We start from the raw sequence: 22,019 nt of genomic DNA, 5'->3' as shown, positions 1-22,019 counted from the left end.
GGACAAAGTGAATGGGCCATTCAAAACCAAGTGTTTATCGCACTGATTGTTTTTTGCCTAAATGTAATTGCGCAAATCGAAACAAAAAGTAAGCGAAAAACGCTACAGATTAGCCGTTTTTTAAGGGCTTCGTTATGGAAACCGGCACATATCTGGATACGAAAGATTAAAGGAAAAACCGTTCCTTAAAAATAAATTGTCGTCGTCGCACAAGTCTAATTGTACATAATTTCCAAATGGATGGAGCCACCTTTAATAAGGTATTTACTTTTTTGGCTCTAAACAGGAAAAAACATTAAACTGAAAATTGCGTCAACATTTATGCAACACTAGTGATGGCAAACCAAAAAATATAAATAATAAACTTCATAAATTTAAATAAATTAGTGCAAGAAAATACTAGTTTAGAGCATAACTTCTAAAATATTTTAAGTTGCAATGTAATATTATACATATTTTTGTATGGTTTTCGGTCTCTAACTAGAAAGTCGTCGAACGATTCTTGTACGAGAGAGAGTCGATTTGACAAAATATTAATCCCTTTCTCGCTATAATAGCTTATAAGTATAATTAGCGGGTGGTGGAAAAATGCAAAAAACTGAGCGGAACTTTGCCGGTCCAGCAACTGAAGCTGTTTTTAATCGTACTAGATTAGAAATGGCACGCATTTTTACGAAAACGAGTCTGAAAACAGAAAAGGTATTGTTCCAATGGGGATTAATTTTATTAGCAGTAGGATTTTTATTAGGACGAGCTTTAATTTTAATGGAAATTATGCCGTTTGCATTACCATTTTTTGCGGCTGTACTTGCTATTAAGAAAGATAAGGCAGCTCTTGCAGGCCTGGCCATCTTGGCTGGAGCATTTAGTCTATCCTTACAAAACGGTGGGGTTGTCTTCTGTTCCCTATTCGTATTTTTACTTCTTCATCGCTTTAGTGGTTTTATAACCATAGATCCTCTTAAAAAGTTACCGTTTACTGTGTTTATTTCTATGTTTCTAACGAAATTAGGAATTTTCTACTTGTTTTCACAAGGAGTCACAATGTATGACTTTGCATTTATAGCTGTAGAAGCGGGCTTGAGCTTTATTCTAACAATGATTTTTCTACAGAGTGTACCTCTTATTTCATATCGAAAGCGAAAGCAATCTCTTAAAACAGAAGAAGTTATTTCTCTTATTATTCTTTTAGCATCGGTCATGACAGGAACCATTGGTTGGGTCATGTACGGTTTATCGGCAGAACACGTACTATCACGTTATTTAGTATTAATCTTTGCTTTTGTATCAGGTCCGACAATTGGAGCTACTGTTGGTGTAGTCACGGGATTAATCTTAAGCTTTGCTAACGTAACGAGTTTATATGAAATGAGCTTACTAGCTTTTTCAGGTTTGTTAGGAGGATTACTAAAAGACGGCAAAAAAATGGGTGCATCTTTAGGATTGATTGTGGGATCTCTTTTAATTGGGCTCTATTCACAAGCTGAACAGGCACTTTCAACCAATTTATATGAGTCGCTTATCGCTGTCGCTTTATTTCTATTAACACCAACATTTCTTTTGAAAAACTTAAGTAAGCTCGTTCCAGGTACATCTGAAAATATGATGGAGCAACAGCAGTATATTCGAAAAGTAAGAGATGTAACGGCAAATCGAGTAGAACAATTCTCCAACGTATTTCAGGCTTTATCTGATAGTTTTACTCAAAATGGATTTTATGAAGAAAAGCGAAATGAAGAAAAAGAAATAGATTATTTTCTAAGTAGCGTAACGGAGAGAACGTGTCAATTCTGTTTCAAGAAAGAGCAGTGTTGGGCTCAACAGTTTGATACAACCTATGAATATCTGAAAGAAATTATGCTAGAAATTGATAATAATTCATTAGAACAAAATCCCAAGCTAGTCAGAGAGATGGACAAGCATTGTGTGAAGTCCAAAAAAGTAATCGATGTTATTGAGCATGAGCTGACGTATTTTAAAGCCAATCAGCAGTTGAAATCTCAGATTCATGAAAGTCGTCGGATTGTAGCTGAGCAGTTGCATGGAGTTTCGCAAGTCATGAATAATTTCGCTCAAGAAATAAAAAGAGAAAGAGAAAACTTAAATGTTCAAGAAGAACAGATTGTCGAAGCATTGAGAAGCTTTGGCATGGAAATTAACCAAATTGAAATTTATAGTTTAGAGCCTGGTAATGTAGATGTAGAAATGTGGGTTCCTTACTGTCACGGCAGAGGTGAGTGTGAAAAAATTATTGCCCCAATGCTTACGGATATACTTGGTGAAAGTATCGTGGTAAAAAATGAAGAGTGTGCAAAATATCCACAAGGTTATTGTCACGTTTCCTTTGGTTCCACCAAAGCGTATGTAGTAGATACAGGGGTTGCTCACGCTGCAAAAGGAGGAGGATTTGTGTCAGGAGATAGCTATTCAATGATTGAATTAAATGCTGGCAAATATGCATTAGCGATCAGTGATGGTATGGGGAACGGTGAAAGAGCTCACTATGAGAGTAGTGAAACACTACAATTACTGAAACAAATCCTACAAACCGGGATTGAAGAGACAATTGCAATAAAATCTATTAATTCTATTCTGTCGTTGCGAACGAGTGATGAAATCTTTTCGACGCTTGACTTGGCAATGATTGATTTACAAGATGCAAACGTAAACTTCTTGAAAATTGGCTCGACACCCAGCTTTATTAAGCGTGGTGATAAAGTAATCAAGGTACAAGCAAGTAATTTACCAATGGGGATTATTGAAGAGTTTGAAGTAGACGTTGTGAGTGAACAAATGAAAGCACAGGACTTGCTCATTATGATGAGTGATGGGGTGTTTGAAGGCCCAAGACATGTTGAGAATTACGAGATGTGGATGAAGCGTAAAATTGGAGAGCTACAAACCGATGATCCACAAGAAATTGCAGATTTAATTATGGAAGAAGTCATTCGAACAAGGTCCGGTTTAATTGAAGATGATATGACCGTGGTGGTTGCTAAACTGAAGCATAATACGCCAAAATGGTCTTCCATTCCAACATATGCGTATCGTAAAAAAGCACAGTAGATTATAGAGTATAAATTATCCCTTCCTCGTCTATCATGTTAATACTGATAATGAGGAGGGGATTTTATTTATGAAAAAAGGAACGTTAAAGCAAATGTTAGTCATTACAGATGGAGGTTCTAATACAGGAGAAGATCCAATTGCAATGGCAGCACTAGCAAAGGAACAAGGCATCAGTGTGAATGTTATAGGAGTTATGGAAGAAGACGTGATTGATGAACAAAGTCAAAACGAAATTGAAGGTATTGCTATGTCTGGTGGAGGAGTTAGCCAAATCGTTTATGTAAAGCAACTTTCTCAAACCGTTCAAATGGTTACAAGACAAGCGATGACTCAAACGTTACAAGGCGTAGTAAATAAAGAACTTCAACAAATATTGGGTGCATCAGCTTCAAAAATGGAAGATTTACCTCCGGAAAAACGTGGAGAAATTATGGAAGTTGTTGACGAGTTAGGTGAAACAGTTGATTTAGAGATTCTCATTTTAGTTGATATGAGTGGAAGCATGAAGTCGAAGCTTCCAACTGTTAAGGAAGCATTATTAGATTTATCCCTCAGCCTCAACGCTAGAATTGGGTACAACCAATTTTCAGTATTTTTATTTCCAGGGAAAAAGAAAGATGTTGAAAAGCTTATGGACTGGAATCCAAAGCTAGAATCGTTATCTACTATATTTCCGAAGTTAACAGCTGGTGGTATTACACCTACTGGTCCAGCAATTAAAGCGGCAACAAACCACTTTGTTCAGAAGAAACGTTCCTTAAGGGGGATGTTAAGAAGTGATGAACACTACAATGAAGAATCTGGTATGTAATTTATCAGCCGGTACAACATTAACAGGGAAGTGGCATCATAATCAGTACACCATTATGAAACAACTAGGCACAGGTGCAACTGGAGTTGTGTATTTGGTTCAATCACCAAATGGAGAAACTGCAGCGCTAAAGTTAAGCTTTGACAACAACTCAGTAACGGCTGAAGTAAATGTATTACGTAACTTCTCAAAGGTCCATGGCAAGTCTCTTGGGCCTTTCTTATTCGATGTAGATGACTGGGTTTATCGTAATCAAGCACTCTCTTTTTATGTAATGGAATATGTAAAAGGAACATCGTTAAAAGCTTTCGTTGCGAAAAGAGGAAAGGAATGGGTAAATGTACTGGTCATGCAGCTATTGGGGGATTTACATGAATTACACAAAGCGGGTTGGGTTTTTGGAGACTTGAAGCCAGAGAACTTGGTTGTTACCAATCACCCTGTCAAGATTCGTTTAATCGATGTAGGTGGAACAACAATGCAAGGGAGAGCTATCAAAGAGTTTACCGACTACTATGACCGAGCATATTGGGGGTTTGGCTCTCGAAAAGCAGAACCAGCATATGATTTGTTTGCTGTAGCTATGATTATAATCGAGCTATTAATCGGCGAGCGTTTAAACAAAGCTGATAAACCTAATGAACAGCTAAAAAGATTATTAAAAACGCATAATGCTCTGTCAGCACATCGTTCGATTTTGTATAAATCGATTCATGGCAACTATCTTACAGCTCATGAGATGAAGCAAGATTTGATTGAAGGGATCAAGAGTGGTGAATCGGTTAAATCTTCAGGAAATCAAAAGGTTCGTCAGCATAGTCCAAAGCGTGTTAAAGTAAAGAAGAAGCGTACACATTTCCTAGAAACCGTTTTATTAGGAGCATCCGTCATGTTTATGTACTTGTTATATCTTTTCATTCAAGTATTATAAATGTGAAACTTTTTAATGGAATATCCGTAAAATGAGAAAGGGATAGTGGTAACTAGTCTTAATCACGTAAGGATGAACAGAATAATGGAAAGGGAAACAACAGAATTTATTGATAAACATAACCTTTTACCAATTAATGCAACAGTCTTAGTGGGTGTTTCTGGAGGTCCAGATTCCTTAGCGTTGCTTCATTTTCTACATAGGGAGCAAGTGCACAGAAGTTTAAATTTAGTGGCGTTACACGTTGATCATATGTTTCGAGGAGCAGAGTCTAAAAATGACTTAGAATATGTGCAAGCTTATTGTAGAGATGCAGGTATTGCATTTGAAGGCGTTAGTATCGATGTAACAACTTATCAGAAAAAGCACAAAGTATCTGCTCAGGTAGCAGCTAGAGAATGTCGGTATGCGTTCTTTGAAGAGATGATGAATAAGTACCGTGCAGAAGTACTAGCTTTAGCTCATCATGGAGATGATCAAGTAGAAACAATACTCATGAGGTTGGCACGTGGTAGTACGATGAGAGGGTATGGAGGGATGGAGGCAAAGCGTCCTTATGCCACAGGGTCTCTCGTTCGCCCTTTTTTATCCGTTACAAAAGAACAAATTTTGTTATATTGCAGGAGATTTAACTTAAATCCTAGAATGGACCCTACTAACGAGAAGGATACGTATACTCGTAATCGCATTAGACAATATATATTACCTTTTTTAAAGGATGAGTATCACGATATACATGAAAAATTTCAAGCTTTTAGTGAAAACTTATATGAAGATCAAGCCTATTTAGAGGAATTAACAACTCGAGAGATGAATAAGGTAATTAAACAGCAAAGACAAGGATATCTTTTAATGAGTCGAGGGTCTTTCCTTAATATAAGCAAACCTTTACAAAGGCGTGGGATTCAACTAATATTAAACTATCTCTATAAAAAAATCCCTTCAGATCTTTCCTCAGTTCATATTAATAATTTATTGAGGTTTTTAGAAGCTGATAAACCTTCTGGTGTGCTTCACTTTCCAAACAAGCTGACCATTTCTCGTTCGTATGACGATTGTGTGTTCACTTTTGAGTTAACGCAGTCTATTCCAGCATATGAATATGATATCCCCATTCCAGGGGTCATTCAGCTGCCGAATGGTCATTCCCTTACTGCTAGAATACATAATGGAAAATATGATAAGAAAGAAACTGACATCTTTTTAGTAGATGAAAGTAAGGTTAGGTTTCCAATTCGAGTTCGGACGCGAAGGCCAGGAGATAAAATTCAATTAAAAGGCATGAAGGGGCATAAAAAGGTAAAGGATATCTTTATTGATGAAAAAGTGCCTTTAGAGAAAAGAGATGCGTGGCCGGTTGTAGAAGATAGTAATGGTACAATTTTATGGCTGCCAAAATTAAAAAAATCTGCTTATGAATTACACACTCATAAGTTAAGATATGTTATTTTATACTATAAGTAGGGAAAACTTCTAGGAGGCAAGCAAGGAATGAAGCATGATATTAAAGAAATTCTAATTTCAGAGGAACAAATACAGGCAAAGGTAAAGGATTTAGGACAACTACTCACTGAAGAGTATGAAGGTCGTTTTCCTTTAGTAATTGGTGTATTAAAAGGTGCAATGCCTTTTATGTCTGACCTAATTAAACGCATCGATACATATTTAGAAATGGATTTTATGGATGTATCAAGCTATGGTAAAGAAATGGTTTCTTCTGGTGAAGTGAAAATCTTAAAGGATTTAGATACTTCTGTAGAAGGTCGAGACATCTTAATTTTAGAAGATATTATTGATAGCGGATTAACTCTAAGCTATCTAGTAGAGTTATTTAAGTATCGCAAAGCAAAATCAATTAGAATCGTAACACTATTAGACAAACCAACGGGTCGTAAAGCGGATATTAAAGCAGATTACGTTGGATTTGAGGTTCCAGATGCTTTCGTAGTAGGGTATGGGTTAGATTATCAGGAAAAATATCGTAACCTACCTTACATTGGTGTTTTAAAACCAGAAGTGTATAGTAATTAATTAGCATATTTGCAAATGCAATTTGTTGGATAGGATATAGGTTCTATGGTACTATTGAATACAGTATTTGTTTATCGTGGGAGGAGGTAAGAAATGAATCGGATCTTCCGTAATACCATCTTTTATTTACTTATATTTTTAGTCATTATTGGCGTGATCAGTTTCTTCAGTGGTTCCAACCAGAAGACTGAAGCAATGCGATATGACACATTTGTAGGACACTTGGAAAGTGGAGATATTGAATCATTAACATTGAAGCCTGAACGTGGGGTTTATGTCGTACAAGGGAAATTAGAATCTTATAATGAAGATCAGAAATTCCAAACTTACATTGTAGATGGTGATCAAGCGTTGGAGCGTATTAATGCCGCTGCAAATAGTAAGGACATTCAGGTGAAGGTTGACCCAGCAGATGAAACAAGTGGTTGGGTAACATTCTTTACATCAATTATACCTTTTGTCATTATCTTCATCCTCTTCTTCTTCTTACTAAACCAAGCTCAAGGTGGCGGTAGCCGTGTAATGAACTTTGGTAAAAGTAAAGCGAAACTTTACAGTGAAGAAAAGAAGAAAGTTAAGTTCAAAGATGTTGCAGGTGCAGACGAAGAGAAACAAGAACTTGTTGAGGTTGTAGAGTTCTTGAAAGACCCTCGTAAATTTGCCGACTTAGGCGCTCGAATTCCAAAAGGTGTACTTCTTGTAGGTCCTCCAGGAACGGGTAAAACATTATTAGCGAGAGCTGTAGCTGGTGAAGCAGGCGTGCCTTTCTTCTCAATCAGTGGTTCAGACTTTGTTGAAATGTTTGTTGGTGTCGGTGCATCACGTGTGCGTGACTTGTTTGAAAATGCAAAGAAAAACGCGCCTTGTATTATCTTTATCGATGAAATTGATGCTGTAGGTCGTCAACGTGGTGCTGGTCTAGGTGGAGGTCACGATGAGCGTGAACAAACTCTAAACCAATTGCTTGTTGAAATGGATGGCTTTGGTGCTAATGAAGGAATCATTATCATTGCAGCAACAAACCGCCCTGATATTTTAGATCCAGCTTTATTACGTCCAGGACGTTTTGACCGTCAGATTACTGTAGATCGTCCAGATGTAAATGGTCGTGAAGCAGTGTTGAAAGTACATGCTCGCAACAAACCTTTAGATGAAAATGTAAATCTAAATGCCATTGCGATGCGTACACCAGGCTTCTCAGGAGCCGACTTAGAAAACTTATTAAACGAAGCTGCCTTAGTAGCTGCGCGACAAGATAAGAAAAAGATTGATATGAGCGATATTGATGAAGCAACGGACCGTGTAATTGCGGGACCAGCTAAAAAGAGTCGCGTTATCTCTAAAAAAGAACGCAATATTGTCGCGTACCATGAAGCTGGTCACACAATTATTGGTGTTGTATTAGATGAAGCGGACATGGTACATAAAGTAACGATTGTTCCACGTGGGCAAGCAGGTGGTTATGCTGTAATGCTTCCGAAAGAAGATCGCTATTTCATGACAAAACCAGAGCTTTTAGATAAGATTGTTGGTTTATTAGGTGGACGTGTTGCTGAGGAATTAATCTTTGGCGAAGTAAGTACGGGTGCACATAATGACTTCCAACGTGCAACAAGTATCGCAAGACGTATGGTTACTGAATACGGTATGAGCGATAAGTTAGGTCCAATGCAGTTTGGTCAATCGCAAGGTGGCCAAGTGTTCTTAGGACGTGACATCCAAAATGAACAAAACTACAGTGACGCAATTGCTCATCAAATTGACTTAGAAATTCAACGCTTTATTAAAGATAGCTACGAGCGTGCAAGACAAATTCTAACTGAAAATCGTGATAAGTTAGAACTTATTGCTCAAACGTTATTAAAAGTTGAAACGTTAGATGCTGAGCAAATCAAGCATTTAGTTGATCATGGGACGCTTCCAGATCGTTCTCCAAAAAGCAGCGATGAAGATGTAAAAGTAAACATTCAATCGAAGCCAGATCAAGAGGAAGAGCCTAAAGAATAAAAAGTAAGATGCTCCTAGGAGCATCTTACTTTTTTTGTTTTTTATACGAACCTTAGTAAGGAAAAGGAAAAGCTTCTTTTACTGTACACCCCTTTTTCTTAGTTATGGTATGATGGTTTCAGTGTAAATATTGATTAAAGGCGAAGTGGTGATTAACATGATTTTTGTATTAGACGTTGGAAATACGAATACTGTATTAGGAGTATATGATGGTGATGAACTAAAATATCATTGGCGCATTGAAACGAGTCGTAATAAAACAGAAGATGAATACGGAATGACAATTAAGGCACTCCTTGAGCACGTTGGTTTATCTTTTAAAGATATTCATGGTATTATTATCTCCTCTGTAGTGCCACCAATTATGTTTGCATTGGAACGTATGTGCCAAAAATATTTTCATTTAAAGCCGCTTATAGTAGGTCCTGGTATTAAAACAGGTTTAAATATTAAATATGAAAATCCAAGAGAAGTTGGGGCAGACCGAATCGTAAATGCAGTAGCAGGTATTAAGCTTTATGGCAGCCCATTAATTATTGTGGATTTTGGAACAGCAACAACTTACTGTTACATTGATGAAGACAAACAGTATATGGGAGGAGCTATCGCACCTGGTATTAATATTTCCACTGAAGCGCTATATTCTAGGGCATCTAAACTTCCGAGGATTGAAATTGCTAGGCCGAATAGCATTGTAGGTAAAAATACAGTTTCTGCGATGCAAGCGGGAATTTTATATGGATATGTTGGACAAGTTGAAGGTATTGTTACACGAATGAAAGAGCAATCAAACGTAAATCCTAAAGTAATTGCAACAGGTGGTTTAGCAACATTAATCGCAAAAGAGTCAGACATTATTGACATCGTAGATCCGTTTTTAACACTAAAAGGTCTACAGATTATTTATACGAAAAATATGGAATAAGAGGAGTTAGTATTATTATGAGTGACTACTTAGTCAAGGCTTTAGCCTATAATAATCAAGTTCGTGCCTACGCTGTGAAAACAACGGAGGCAGTAGGTGAAGCGCAGCGTCGCCATTATACATGGCCAACAGCTTCAGCTGCATTAGGACGTGCGATGAGTGCCGGTGTAATGATGGGTGCGATGTTAAAGGGAGAGCAGAAGTTAACAATAAAAGTCGAAGGTGGCGGACCGATTGGCGCAATCCTTGTGGATAGCAATGCCAAAGGGGAAGTTCGTGGTTATGTTACAAATCCACAAACACATTTTGAATTAAACAAATACGGTAAATTAGATGTCGCTCGTGCAGTAGGTACGGGAGGCACGCTTAGTGTCGTAAAAGACGTTGGAATGAGAGATCAATTTAATGGTCAGGTACCGATTGTATCAGGTGAATTAGGAGAAGATTTCACGTATTATTTTGTAACATCTGAACAAGTTCCTTCATCAGTTGGCGTTGGTGTGTTAGTAAACCCTGATAACACCATCTTGGCTGCAGGAGGCTTCATTATTCAGCTGTTACCAGGAACAGATGAAGCGACAATCTCAGCAATTGAACAGCGCTTGCAAACCATTGAACCTATCTCTAAGCTTATTCAACGTGGATTAACACCAGAAGAAATTCTTGAAGAAGTTCTAGGAAAAGATAACCTTAAAATTCTTGAAACCATGCCTGTGGAATTTAAATGTCAATGTTCTAAAGAGCGCATTGGTAATGCAATTATTAGCTTAGGAAAAGATGAAATTCAATCAATGATTGATGAAGATGGCAAAGCTGAAGCGCAATGTCACTTCTGTAATGAAATGTATCACTTTCCTGCAGAAGAGCTAAAAGAAATGAAAGAAGAAGCTATATAAATAAGTCTCTGAAAAGACACCGCATGCAGCCGGTGTCTTTTTCTTTTGAAGTTTGGTCTGAAAATGGTACAGTAAGGATATAATGGTCTAGAAAAATAGAAAAAAAGTCATTGTCACAAAACAAAATGATTGACAATTTAGAAAATAACTGATAAATTGTATACAAATTCAATAAAATTACTCGGGATTAGGAGTGGAGATATGGCACGCGTAGCAAATTCAATTACGGAATTAATTGGTCAAACACCAATTGTTAAATTAAATCGTTTAGTTGAAGAAGATATGGCAGATGTATATTTAAAGTTGGAGTTTATGAACCCAGGAAGCAGCGTGAAAGATCGCATTGCATTGGCAATGATTGAAGATGCGGAAGCCAAAGGCGTTTTAAAGCCTGGCGACACAATCATTGAACCTACAAGTGGTAATACAGGTATCGGTCTAGCTATGGTTGCAGCAGCAAAGGGATATCGCGCAATCTTAACAATGCCTGAAACAATGAGTATTGAACGTCGTAACCTACTTCGTGCATACGGCGCAGAGTTAGTCTTAACACCAGGACCTGAAGGAATGAAAGGAGCTGTTAATAAAGCTTCTGAATTAGCAAAAGAACATGGTTACTTCATTCCTCAACAGTTCCAAAATGAGGCAAACCCTGAAGTGCATCGTAAAACAACAGGTAAAGAAATTGTTGAACAATTCGGTGACCAACTGGATGCTTTTGTAGCTGGGATTGGAACAGGTGGAACAATTACGGGTGCTGGAGAAGTATTGAAAGAAGCTTACCCAGAGATTAAGCTTTATGCTGTAGAACCAGCTGACTCACCAATTTTAAGTGGTGGTCAGCCAGGACCTCATAAAATTCAAGGAATTGGTGCTAACTTCATACCAGGTGTGTTAAATACCGACCTATATGACCATGTTATTCCTGTGAAAAATGAAGAAGCATTTGACTATGCTCGAAAAGTAGCTAAAACTGAAGGTGTATTAGTCGGAATTTCTTCAGGTGCAGCAATTTTTGCAGCATTAAAGGTAGCAAAAGAATTAGGAAAAGGTAAAAAAGTGTTAGCCATTATTCCAAGTAACGGTGAGCGCTATTTAAGTACACCATTATTCCAATTCGAAGAGCAAACACAAGGTCAGTCTTGATAAGCTACGATAAATAATTCTTATTTAGCTACCCCCTTAAGTCATAGTAACTTTGTGGCTTAAAGGGGTAGTTTTTTTCATCTAGTGAATAACTTTCTAAAATCATGTAAAATAAGGATAGGTGATTCATTTTAGGAGAGTGAGCAAATGCAGCAACGAATGACATGGGGTGAATCGATTTCGATTCCTAAGGATAAATGGTTTAGTAAGTATCAAGAATTATCTGTAGATGAGCCGCATCATATATTGTTGGAAAGTGGGCGAGGCGGTAACTTTCATATTATGGGCCTTAATCCTATCGCTATTTTACGAGGAGAGTCTAACGAGCTTCATATTATAGAGCAAGGAAGAAGAAGTGTTGAAAAAGGTAATCCAATGCATTTAATGCGTAAATGGATGAAGAAGTACCAAACACCTCAGCGTAAAGAGCTACCTCTGTTTCAAGGCGGGGCCATTGGTTATATTAGCTATGATTACATAAGGTATGTAGAACATGTACCAACAATAGCAGATGATCCGTTAAAGATGCCTGATATTTATTTCTTAATTTTTGATGATGTTTTTGTATATGACCACCATAAAGAAGAGCTATGGATAATGGTTAACCATACAGATGAAGAGAATGCTAAAGCTCGTTTAACTTCATATAAAAATCAATGGTTGTCTGAAACGAAGTATACTCTTGTTTATGAGAAAGTGAAGAGTGTTAATACACACACAACTTTGTCAATGTCAGAAGAAGAGTTTGGTGTGGCTGTTGAAAGGATAAAGGAATATATTGGACAAGGTGATGTGTTTCAAGTTAACTTATCTGTAAGACAGTCACAGCCTCTTAATACACATCCAATGCATATTTACGAACAAGTCCGAAAGATTAATCCTTCTCCATACATGTCGTATATGCAAACCGATGAGTTTCATTTAGTGAGTTGCTCACCAGAGTTATTAGTTAAAAAATCAGGAGTTGAGCTTAGTACAAGACCAATTGCAGGAACACGGTCTAGAGGGAAGACAAACGAAGAAGACAGTGCACTGGCTAAAGAGTTAATTGAAAATGAGAAAGAGCGTGCGGAGCACGTAATGCTTGTTGATTTAGAGCGAAATGACTTAGGTAGAGTAAGTAAGTATGGGACTGTTTGTGTAGATGAGTTTATGGTGATTGAAAAATACTCCCATGTTATGCACATCGTATCAAATGTCAAAGGTGAAATTGCTGACAATAAAGACATTGTAGATGTAGTAGATGCAGTATTCCCAGGAGGAACCATCACAGGTGCACCTAAGGTTCGGACAATGGAAATTATTGAAGAACTAGAGCCCGTTCGAAGAGGTGTCTATACAGGATCAATTGGTTGGATAGGCTATAACGGCGAGATGGAACTTAACATCGCAATTCGTACAATGGTCGTTCAAGATGGTCAAGTACATGTACAGGCGGGAGCTGGTGTTGTTATTGACTCCAACCCTAAGTATGAGTACAAAGAGTCATTGAAAAAGGCTATGGCTTTATGGAAAGCAAAAGAGCAGAGTGAAAAAGAGTTGAGTGGAGGATGAGAACAGATGATTTTAATGATTGATAACTACGATTCATTTACATTTAATTTAGTACAGTATTTAGGTGAGCTAGGCCATGAGTTAGTCGTCAAGCGTAATGATGAAATTACAATTGAAGAGATTGAAAACCTTAACCCTGACTTTTTAATGATTTCTCCAGGGCCATGTAGCCCAAATGAAGCTGGTATTAGCTTAGAAGCAATTAAATATTTTGCTGGTCAAATTCCGATTTTTGGCGTTTGTCTTGGGCATCAGTCCATTGGTCAAGCATTTGGTGGAAATGTTATCAGAGCTGATAAGCTTATGCATGGTAAGACGTCAGAAATGCACCATGATGGAAAAACAATCTTTGAAGGGTTGGACAATCCGTTTACAGCTACTCGCTACCATTCTTTAATTGTAGAAGCTGGATCTCTGCCTGATTGTTTTGAGGTGTCAGCATGGACAGATGAAAATGAGATTATGGCTATTCGCCATAAAACTATGCCAATTGAGGGCGTCCAATTTCACCCTGAATCCATTATGACTTCATATGGTCGAGAAATGCTGCAAAATTTTATTAATACGTATCAGAAAAAGGGCGTGTAACCTTTGTACATTTATGTAAACGGAGAGATTTTAGAAAGAAGCAAAGCAACTATTTCTCCTTTTGATCATGGTTATATGTATGGCCTGGGTTTATTTGAAACAATGAGAATCTATAATGGTCATCCATTTTTATTAGATGATCATCTGAGTCGATTACAAAGTGGTTTATCGCTTTTAAATATTGAATGGACATATTCAAAGGAAGATATACTTATAATTCTTAATGAGTTGCTGCAAAAGAATAATCTCCAAAATGCGTATGTTCGACTAAACGTATCAGCAGGTGTAGGTGAAATTGGACTACAGGTAGAAGCATATACTCGTCCATCACTTATTGTTTATATGAAGTCTATGCCTGATAAGAAAACCCCTCTTATAAAAGAGGGGGTTATTCTTGAAACAAAAAGAAATACTCCCGAAAGTAATGAACGGTTGAAATCTCATCATTATTTAAATAATATCTTAGCTAAAAGAGAAGTTGGAAACGATATAAGTAAGGAAGGGATTTTTTTAACAAAAGAAAGGTTCTTAGCGGAAGGAATTGTTTCAAACCTTTTCTTTGTGAAAGATAACACCGTCTTTACTCCTGCTGTTGAAACGGGAATATTAAACGGTATTACTCGCCAATTTATATGTAAGCTTTTAAGTGTGAAGGGGATTTCTATTAAAGAAGGATTCTTTACACTATCAGAGCTTCTTGAGAGCGAAGAAATCTTTATGACAAATTCAATTCAAGAAATTTTTGCTATCCATAAAATTGGAGAGAAAGAGTTTAAAACGGGTGAACAAACGCTAACCTATACATTACAGCGACAATATGAGAAATATACTTCGCATTTATGGAGTAAAGAAGGCGTACGAAAGGAAGTCTTAGATGACAAAAACGGTAGTAAATAGTCAATTTATCGATTGTGGTTCCCATAAGTTAGATTATTCTACAAAGACATTGATTATGGGGATCCTGAACGTAACCCCAGATTCGTTTTCAGATGGTGGTTCATTTAACCATATCGATAAAGCAATTGAGCATGCTAAACAAATGGTCATAGATGGCGCAGACCTCATTGACATCGGTGGTGAATCAACACGTCCAGGAAGCGATAAAGTAAGTGTGGAAGAAGAATTAGAGCGTACAATTCCCGTTATCAAAGAATTATCTCGAACTCTAGACGTACCTATCTCTATTGATACGTATAAATCTGAGGTAGCAAAGCAAGCAATTGAAGCAGGTGCACACATTATTAATGACGTGTGGGGAGCAAAGGCTGACCCGGAGATGGCAAAAGTAGCTGCTGATTATAATGTACCTATCATCCTCATGCATAATAGAGACAATAAAAATTATCAAAACCTCATTCCAGATATGATTGCTGATTTATATGAAAGCATAAAAATCGTTAAAAGTGCTGGTGTAAAAGATAAGAATATTATTTTAGACCCAGGGATTGGATTTGCTAAGACAGTAGAGCAAAATATTGAAGCTATTCAAAATGTAGATAAGTTTACAGCACTAGGCTATCCTGTGTTGTTGGCTACATCTCGAAAGTCAACAATTGGACACGTCCTTAATTTGCCTCCAAAGGAACGAATAGAAGGAACTGCTGCTACTATTGGAATGGGTATTTCTAAAGGTATTCATATGACAAGAGTACACGATGTGAAAGAGATTGCTCGCTTTACGAAGATGATGGATGTTTTAGTAGGTAAAGGAGTAATCGAGAATGGATAAAATTTATGTGAATAATATGCGCTTTTATGGTTATCACGGCGTTTTTACTGAGGAAAATAAGTTAGGTCAACGTTTTAATGTAGATTTAACAGTAGAATTAGATTTAAAAAAAGCTGGACAAGAGGATGATTTAGAAGCAACTGTAAGTTATGCAGAGCTCTACGAAGTCTGTAAAAACATTGTGGAGAAAGAAACGTTTAAGCTGGTTGAAACTATTGCTGAGACCATTGCGTCAACGGTTTTATCCTCTTATCATCTAATTCAAGCTTGTACCGTAAAAGTATATAAACCCGACCCTCCGATTCAAGGTCATTATGATTCGGTTGCCGTCGAAATTACAAGGAGCCGCTAATGAACAATAGAGCTTTTATAGCCCTGGGGTCTAATATTAAAAGCCGCAGTAACTACTTAAAGCAAGCTGTTCAATCACTAGACAGTCATGAAGGCATTTTATTAGAAAATCTTTCTTCCGTATATGAGACGGATCCGGTTGGCTATACTAACCAAAGCGCTTTCTTAAATATGGTAGCCGAAATTAAAACAGAACTTTCTTCTCTAGAGTTGCTCGATGTTTTGCAGGCGATTGAGCTACAGCAGAACCGAAAAAGAGAGGTTGTATGGGGACCTCGTACGTTAGATTTGGACATTCTTCTGTATAATGAAGAGGTTATACATAGTTCTAGACTTATTGTTCCTCACCCTCGGATGACAGAAAGAGCATTTGTAATGGTCCCTCTAGCAGAAATTGCTAGTGACCTCATTATACCTATTGAGGATACATCGACAGTATACTTAGCGGAAAGACTAGCTGCAGAACAAGGGATTAAATTAATTGGTAACTTATATGATGTAACGGCTCCATAAAAACGTTTTTTGTTTTTAAGAGCCAGGAGGTTTACTTGCTTTTCTTAGTTCGTTACAATAAGAAATTGATAACCAAACATTATTTAGAATTCGATAAGGCCGAAAGTGCGTAAAGAAAAGAAGCGATATAATTACGCATTAAGGCAGTTGGATTACTATATCAAGTTGTTTTAGCTTGAGACAAGAACACACTGTAAGTCTAAAGCGATTTGACATAGAGAAACGACTGAATTTATAATAATTTTAAAGAAACGTAGGAATTGCCAGTGGAAAAGCTGGCCTTTTTTCTGTTTTAGAAAATTTATTAATACGATGGAGATGAGCACATAATGAATCATGAAGAATTAAATGATCAACTTCTCGTTCGTCGTGAAAAAATGAACAACCTTCGAGAACAAGGTATGGATCCATTTGGAAAACGCTTCGAACGTACACATACATCACAAGAGATAATTGATGCATATGAAGAACTAACAAAAGAAGCTTTAGAGGAAAATGAAGTTTCAGTTTCATTAGCAGGACGTATTATGACAAAGCGCGGAAAAGGAAAAGCAGGCTTTGCTCACGTTCAAGATTTAACGGGTCAAATTCAACTTTATGTTCGTAAAGATTCAGTAGGGGACGAACAATACGAAATCTTTAAAACAGTTGATATTGGTGACCATGTTGGTGTACAAGGCGTATTGTTTAAAACAAAAGTTGGTGAATTATCAATTAAAGTAAAAGACTTCACGCTATTATCAAAAGCTTTACGTCCTTTACCGGATAAATATCACGGCTTAAAAGATATTGAACAACGCTATCGTCAGCGCTATTTAGATTTAATTACTAATCCAGAAAGTAAACAAACATTTATCTTGCGAAGCCGTATTATTCAATCAATGCGCCGCTACTTAGATAATAATGGCTACTTAGAAGTTGAAACACCAATGATGCATTCAATTGCTGGTGGTGCATCGGCTCGTCCATTCGTTACTCATCACAATGCTCTAGATATGGAGCTTTATATGCGTATTGCAATTGAGCTACACCTAAAACGATTAATTGTTGGTGGCTTAGAAAAAGTGTACGAAATTGGTCGCGTCTTCCGTAATGAAGGGGTATCAACTCGTCACAACCCAGAATTTACAATGATTGAGCTTTATGAAGCATACGCTGATTACAAAGATATTATGGCATTAACTGAAAACTTAATTGCACATATTGCTCAGGAAGTATTAGGAACGACTAAAATCCAGTATGGGGAGTATGAAGTAGACTTAACTCCAGAATGGACAAGACTTCATATGGTAGATGCTATTAAGCAATATACAGGCGTTGATTTCTGGAAAGAAACATCTGTTGAAGAGGCACGTGCTCTTGCAAAAGAACACAATGTTGAAATTACAGAGCATATGTTATACGGGCACATTGTAAATGAATTCTTTGAACAAAAAGTAGAAGAGCAATTAATTCAACCAACATTCATTTACGGACATCCTGTAGAAATCTCACCATTAGCGAAAAAGAATGAGGATGACCCTCGCTTTACTGATCGCTTTGAGTTATTTATTGTAGCAAGAGAGCATGCAAATGCCTTCACGGAGTTAAACGATCCAATTGATCAGCGTGAACGCTTTGAAGCGCAGTTAAAAGAAAAAGAACAAGGTAACGATGAAGCACATGAGATGGATGATGACTTCATTGAAGCGTTAGAATATGGTATGCCGCCAACTGGTGGTTTAGGAATTGGTATTGATCGATTAGTTATGCTATTAACAAACGCTCCTTCTATTCGTGATGTACTGTTATTCCCGCAAATGCGCCACCGTTAATAAAAAAGACAGCTAATTGGCTGTCTTTTTTATTTATTATTATCTATTTTTTTTAATAGGTCTTTTGGATTTAATTTTCGAAAATTAAAAATTTTATATTGTGCAAACGTTTTCAGTTTTTATATAATAGATTTGTTATCGACTATAAACAAAGGGGATGGGCTTTATGAAAATTAATCGATGTTTTGTTGTTCTAATCGTTTTTGCAATGTTTGCCTCCGCTTTTTCGAGCTTCCCTATGCAAACGTTTGCAAATGCAGGGAAAGTAATTATTCATTATCAAGAAGCGCCGAATAACACAAAAGATTGGAACCTATGGATTTGGCCTGAAGGCGGGGAAGGGAAAGCGTACGACTTTACAGGGGAAGATGCGTTTGGAAAAGTTGCTGAGATTGAAATTCCTACAAACACCAAAAAGGTAGGATTTATTGTCCGGACAGATACTTGGGAAAAAGATGGGGAAGATCGCTGGGTTGATATCCAAAATGGTGAAGGGGAAGTATGGATAAAAAGTGGAGATAACACAGTATATAACGAGCCACCAGATGGAGAGTATCGTGATTTACCATCTTATGAGAACGTTAAAGTAACCATTCATTATGCACGTTATGATAAGAACTATAAAGACTGGGATTTGTGGGTCTGGCCAGATGGAAAGAGTGGACAAGCCGTTCAGTTTAAAGATGAAGATGATTTTGGAAAAGTTGCTACTTTTGAATTGAATGATCCCCAAGGTATTCAAAAGGTAGGGTTTATTGCTCGACAAAGCATAAATGGAGACGAATGGGGGAATAAAGAATTAGATAATCGCTATATCACGAAATTTAAAGAAGATGGATCAGCTGAAATTTGGATTGCTCAAGGAATCGAGCGTGTATTCTACGATCCAAGCCAAATTGATTTAAATCCAAAGATTGTTGGAGCTACTATTGATAAAATGAATGAAATTACGCTTCAAACAAACGTTCCATTCGCTATAGAAGAGGCAGATAACTCTGGTATTACATTAGAAGGAGTAGAAATTAAGGAAGTGATACCATTAAATAAGGAAGAAAAAACAACGAACAAGGTTCGAGTTGTGACGAAAAATAACTTAGATTTAACAAAGGTATATAAGATATCGAAATCCTTGTTTGGAAGCGCGACGGTTGAAATTGGAGCAGCAGTGCGTTCTAAAGAATTTGATGACATGTTTTATTATGATGGAAATGACTTAGGAAATACGTATAAAAAAGATAAAACGTCTTTTCGCTTATGGGCTCCTACTGCTACTGAAGCTAAACTAGTCTCATATAAAAGGTGGGACTCAACTAGCGGAACAGAAATTCCACTGAAAAAAGCAGAGCGAGGTACATGGACTACACAATTAAAAGGAAATCAAGATGGATTAATCTACACGTATAAAGTTAAAATTGGAGATAAGTGGAATGAGGCTGTTGATCCGTATGCACGTGCTGTAACTGTAAACGGAGATAAAGGTGTAGTGGTAGATTTAAAAACCACAAACCCAGAGAAGTGGCCAGCGAAAAAGCCATTCTTGAAAAACCGCGAAGATGCTATTATCTACGAGCTGCACGTACGGGATTTATCGATTGATCCAAATAGTGGAATTAAAAATAAAGGTAAGTTTTTAGGCATTACTGAAGAAGGAACAAGAGGACCTGGTGGAGTTAAAACAGGATTAGATCATATTAAAGATTTAGGTGTGACGCACGTGCAGTTTATTCCTATCTATGATTACCGCACAGTGGATGAAACAAAATTAAACGAGCCGCAGTACAATTGGGGATATGATCCAAAGAACTATAATGTGCCGGAAGGTTCTTATTCTACAAATCCATATGAACCTAAAGTAAGAATTAAAGAAATGAAGCAGATGGTTCAATCACTGCACAAAAATAATTTACGCGTAATTATGGATGTTGTGTATAACCATATGTATGCTGTAAGTGAGTCAAACTTTAATGAGTTGGTACCAGGTTACTATTTCCGATATAATGAAGATGGAACGTTAGCTAATGGAACAGGTGTTGGAAACGATACAGCATCAGAGCGTAAAATGATGAGGAAGTTTATTGTAGACTCTGTAAAATATTGGGCAACAGAATATAATTTAGACGGTTTTCGCTTTGATTTAATGGGAATTCATGATGTAGAAACCATGAAAGAGGTACGAGACGCTTTAAATAAAATTGATCCGAGTATTATTGTTTTAGGAGAGGGTTGGGATTTAAATACGCCTTTACCTGCTGACCAAAAAGCAAACCAGAAGAATGCAAACAAAATGCCAGGCGTAGCGCATTTTAATGATGTTATTCGTGATGGTTTAAAAGGTAGTGTATTTTATGATGAAGATAGCGGCTTTGTAAATGGCAAACAAGGTATGGAAGACACGATGAAAAAGAGTATAGCAGGTGGCCTTCAATACGATTCTTCAACATCTACTTATCAAGATCCTGAACAAGTAGTAACTTATGTAGAAGCCCATGATAATCATACTTTATGGGACAAACTACTATTAACGAATCCAAATGCTACTGAGCTTGAGCGTAAGCAAATGCATAAGCTTGCTTCATCTATGGTGTTAACTTCACAAGGAGTGTCTTTCATACATGCTGGTCAAGAGTTTATGAGAACTAAAGGTGGGGACCATAATAGCTACAAATCACCAGACTCTGTAAATCAACTAGATTGGGAGCGGCGTTTAGCATTTAATCAAGAGGTTGAATATATGAAAGGTTTAATTGAGATTCGTAAAAAGTATCCAGTATTTCGTATGACAACTGCCTCTGAGATTCGTCAGAACCTATCATTCTTAAATGCACCTAAAAATGTAGTAGCTTATACATTGGAAGGTAAAAACAAAAATCAACTAACTATCATACACAATGCCAATTCCAATGAGATAAAAATGAAAGTCTCTAGCAAAGGCAATCTATCCCTGCTTGTCGATGGAAAAAAAGCTGGTACAAAGTCTATAAAGAAAATAAAAAGTGATAATGTAACTGTACCGGCTTTTAGTACATTTATTTTAGAAGGTAATACTTTTAGGAAGTAAAGTTTAACTATTACTTAGAAAAAGATAGTTTAAAAGCTGTCTTTTTCCTTTTTATTCAACTGATATAACGAATAGAAGATATTAGAAAATTTAAACTTATTATTTTGGTATTGCTATATGATAATATGTCTGTTATATTTATAAATGTCCTTGAGAGACACAAACGAATCTCAAAGGAAATAAAAAAACTATTGACACTGAGTTCGAAACTTGGTAAGATAGAAAAGTCGCTTAAGAGCGACGGTTGAACTTTGAAAACTGAACAAAGCGAAAAACGCAACGTTAATTTTTTAAACTTTTATGAGCAAGTCAAACATTTCTTCGGAGAGTTTGATCCTGGCTCAGGATGAACGCTGGCGGCGTGCCTAATACATGCAAGTCGAGCGAACTGATTAGAAGCTTGCTTCTATGACGTTAGCGGCGGACGGGTGAGTAACACGTGGGCAACCTGCCTGTAAGACTGGGATAACTCCGGGAAACCGGAGCTAATACCGGATAACATTTTCTCTTGCATAAGAGAAAATTGAAAGATGGTTTCGGCTATCACTTACAGATGGGCCCGCGGTGCATTAGCTAGTTGGTGAGGTAACGGCTCA

General features: G+C 37.1%; 17 protein-coding genes, 1 rRNA gene and 1 pseudogene. All 19 read left to right on the top strand.

Features of this window, described 5'->3' with window-relative positions:
• Nucleotides 1-189: pseudogene (locus tag AS180_RS17200) on the top strand (IS4 family transposase); the annotation flags it as partial.
• A gap of 399 nt (nucleotides 190-588) precedes the next feature.
• Nucleotides 589-3,066, top strand: coding sequence for a stage II sporulation protein E (gene spoIIE, locus AS180_RS17195; RefSeq protein ID WP_025909839.1), 2,478 nt, complete (start codon nucleotides 589-591; stop codon nucleotides 3,064-3,066).
• Nucleotides 3,067-3,136: 70 nt separating this feature from the next.
• Complete coding sequence (locus tag AS180_RS17190) at nucleotides 3,137-3,880, top strand: vWA domain-containing protein (protein ID WP_025909840.1); 744 nt, start codon at nucleotides 3,137-3,139, stop codon at nucleotides 3,878-3,880.
• On the top strand, nucleotides 3,849-4,811 hold the full coding sequence (locus AS180_RS17185) for a serine/threonine protein kinase (RefSeq protein ID WP_035320698.1): 963 nt from the start codon (nucleotides 3,849-3,851) through the stop codon (nucleotides 4,809-4,811). The genes AS180_RS17190 and AS180_RS17185 overlap by 32 nt, the downstream gene beginning before the upstream one ends.
• 84 nt (nucleotides 4,812-4,895) lie before the next feature.
• Nucleotides 4,896-6,275, top strand: a complete 1,380-nt coding sequence (gene tilS, locus AS180_RS17180) for a tRNA lysidine(34) synthetase TilS (RefSeq protein ID WP_025909842.1) — start codon at nucleotides 4,896-4,898, stop codon at nucleotides 6,273-6,275.
• 27 nt (nucleotides 6,276-6,302) lie between these two features.
• Nucleotides 6,303-6,842, top strand: a complete 540-nt coding sequence (hpt, locus tag AS180_RS17175) for a hypoxanthine phosphoribosyltransferase (RefSeq protein WP_025909843.1) — start codon at nucleotides 6,303-6,305, stop codon at nucleotides 6,840-6,842.
• 93 nt (nucleotides 6,843-6,935) lie between these two features.
• Nucleotides 6,936-8,849, top strand: coding sequence for an ATP-dependent zinc metalloprotease FtsH (gene ftsH / locus AS180_RS17170; protein WP_062687194.1), 1,914 nt, complete (start codon nucleotides 6,936-6,938; stop codon nucleotides 8,847-8,849).
• Between the two features lie 157 nt (nucleotides 8,850-9,006).
• Nucleotides 9,007-9,774: a type III pantothenate kinase gene (locus tag AS180_RS17165; protein WP_025909845.1), complete on the top strand. Its 768-nt coding sequence runs from the start codon at nucleotides 9,007-9,009 to the stop codon at nucleotides 9,772-9,774.
• A gap of 17 nt (nucleotides 9,775-9,791) precedes the next feature.
• Nucleotides 9,792-10,670, top strand: coding sequence for an Hsp33 family molecular chaperone HslO (gene hslO, locus AS180_RS17160; protein WP_025909846.1), 879 nt, complete (start codon nucleotides 9,792-9,794; stop codon nucleotides 10,668-10,670).
• Between the two features lie 201 nt (nucleotides 10,671-10,871).
• A complete protein-coding gene (gene cysK / locus AS180_RS17155) occupies nucleotides 10,872-11,816 on the top strand; it encodes a cysteine synthase A (protein ID WP_025909847.1) in 945 nt (314 codons plus the stop codon).
• Nucleotides 11,817-11,963: 147 nt separating this feature from the next.
• Nucleotides 11,964-13,370: an anthranilate synthase component I family protein gene (locus AS180_RS17150; RefSeq protein WP_062687193.1), complete on the top strand. Its 1,407-nt coding sequence runs from the start codon at nucleotides 11,964-11,966 to the stop codon at nucleotides 13,368-13,370.
• A gap of 6 nt (nucleotides 13,371-13,376) precedes the next feature.
• Nucleotides 13,377-13,958, top strand: a complete 582-nt coding sequence (gene pabA / locus AS180_RS17145) for an aminodeoxychorismate/anthranilate synthase component II (RefSeq protein ID WP_025909849.1) — start codon at nucleotides 13,377-13,379, stop codon at nucleotides 13,956-13,958.
• 3 nt (nucleotides 13,959-13,961) lie between these two features.
• A complete protein-coding gene (pabC, locus tag AS180_RS17140; RefSeq protein WP_025909850.1) occupies nucleotides 13,962-14,855 on the top strand; it encodes an aminodeoxychorismate lyase in 894 nt (297 codons plus the stop codon).
• Nucleotides 14,833-15,687, top strand: coding sequence for a dihydropteroate synthase (gene folP / locus AS180_RS17135; protein ID WP_025909851.1), 855 nt, complete (start codon nucleotides 14,833-14,835; stop codon nucleotides 15,685-15,687). Before pabC ends, folP begins: the two co-directional genes overlap by 23 nt.
• Nucleotides 15,680-16,039, top strand: coding sequence for a dihydroneopterin aldolase (folB, locus tag AS180_RS17130; protein ID WP_025909852.1), 360 nt, complete (start codon nucleotides 15,680-15,682; stop codon nucleotides 16,037-16,039). Before folP ends, folB begins: the two co-directional genes overlap by 8 nt.
• Nucleotides 16,039-16,551, top strand: a complete 513-nt coding sequence (gene folK / locus AS180_RS17125) for a 2-amino-4-hydroxy-6-hydroxymethyldihydropteridine diphosphokinase (RefSeq protein WP_025909853.1) — start codon at nucleotides 16,039-16,041, stop codon at nucleotides 16,549-16,551. Before folB ends, folK begins: the two co-directional genes overlap by 1 nt.
• A gap of 329 nt (nucleotides 16,552-16,880) precedes the next feature.
• Nucleotides 16,881-18,365 (top strand): lysine--tRNA ligase, encoded by a 1,485-nt coding sequence (lysS, locus tag AS180_RS17120; protein WP_025909854.1) that lies wholly within the window; start codon nucleotides 16,881-16,883, stop codon nucleotides 18,363-18,365.
• A gap of 166 nt (nucleotides 18,366-18,531) precedes the next feature.
• Nucleotides 18,532-21,423, top strand: a complete 2,892-nt coding sequence (pulA, locus tag AS180_RS17115; protein WP_226372987.1) for a type I pullulanase — start codon at nucleotides 18,532-18,534, stop codon at nucleotides 21,421-21,423.
• A 318-nt stretch (nucleotides 21,424-21,741) separates the two neighbouring features.
• Nucleotides 21,742-22,019 (top strand): 16S ribosomal RNA (locus AS180_RS17110); the annotation flags it as partial.

This window comes from Priestia veravalensis (assembly GCF_001457055.1).
In the GTDB taxonomy this organism is placed as follows: Bacteria; Bacillota; Bacilli; order Bacillales; family Bacillaceae_H; genus Priestia; species Priestia flexa.
The sequence above is the reverse complement of the archived record's forward strand: the minus strand, read 5'-3'. Positions and strand labels throughout refer to the sequence as shown.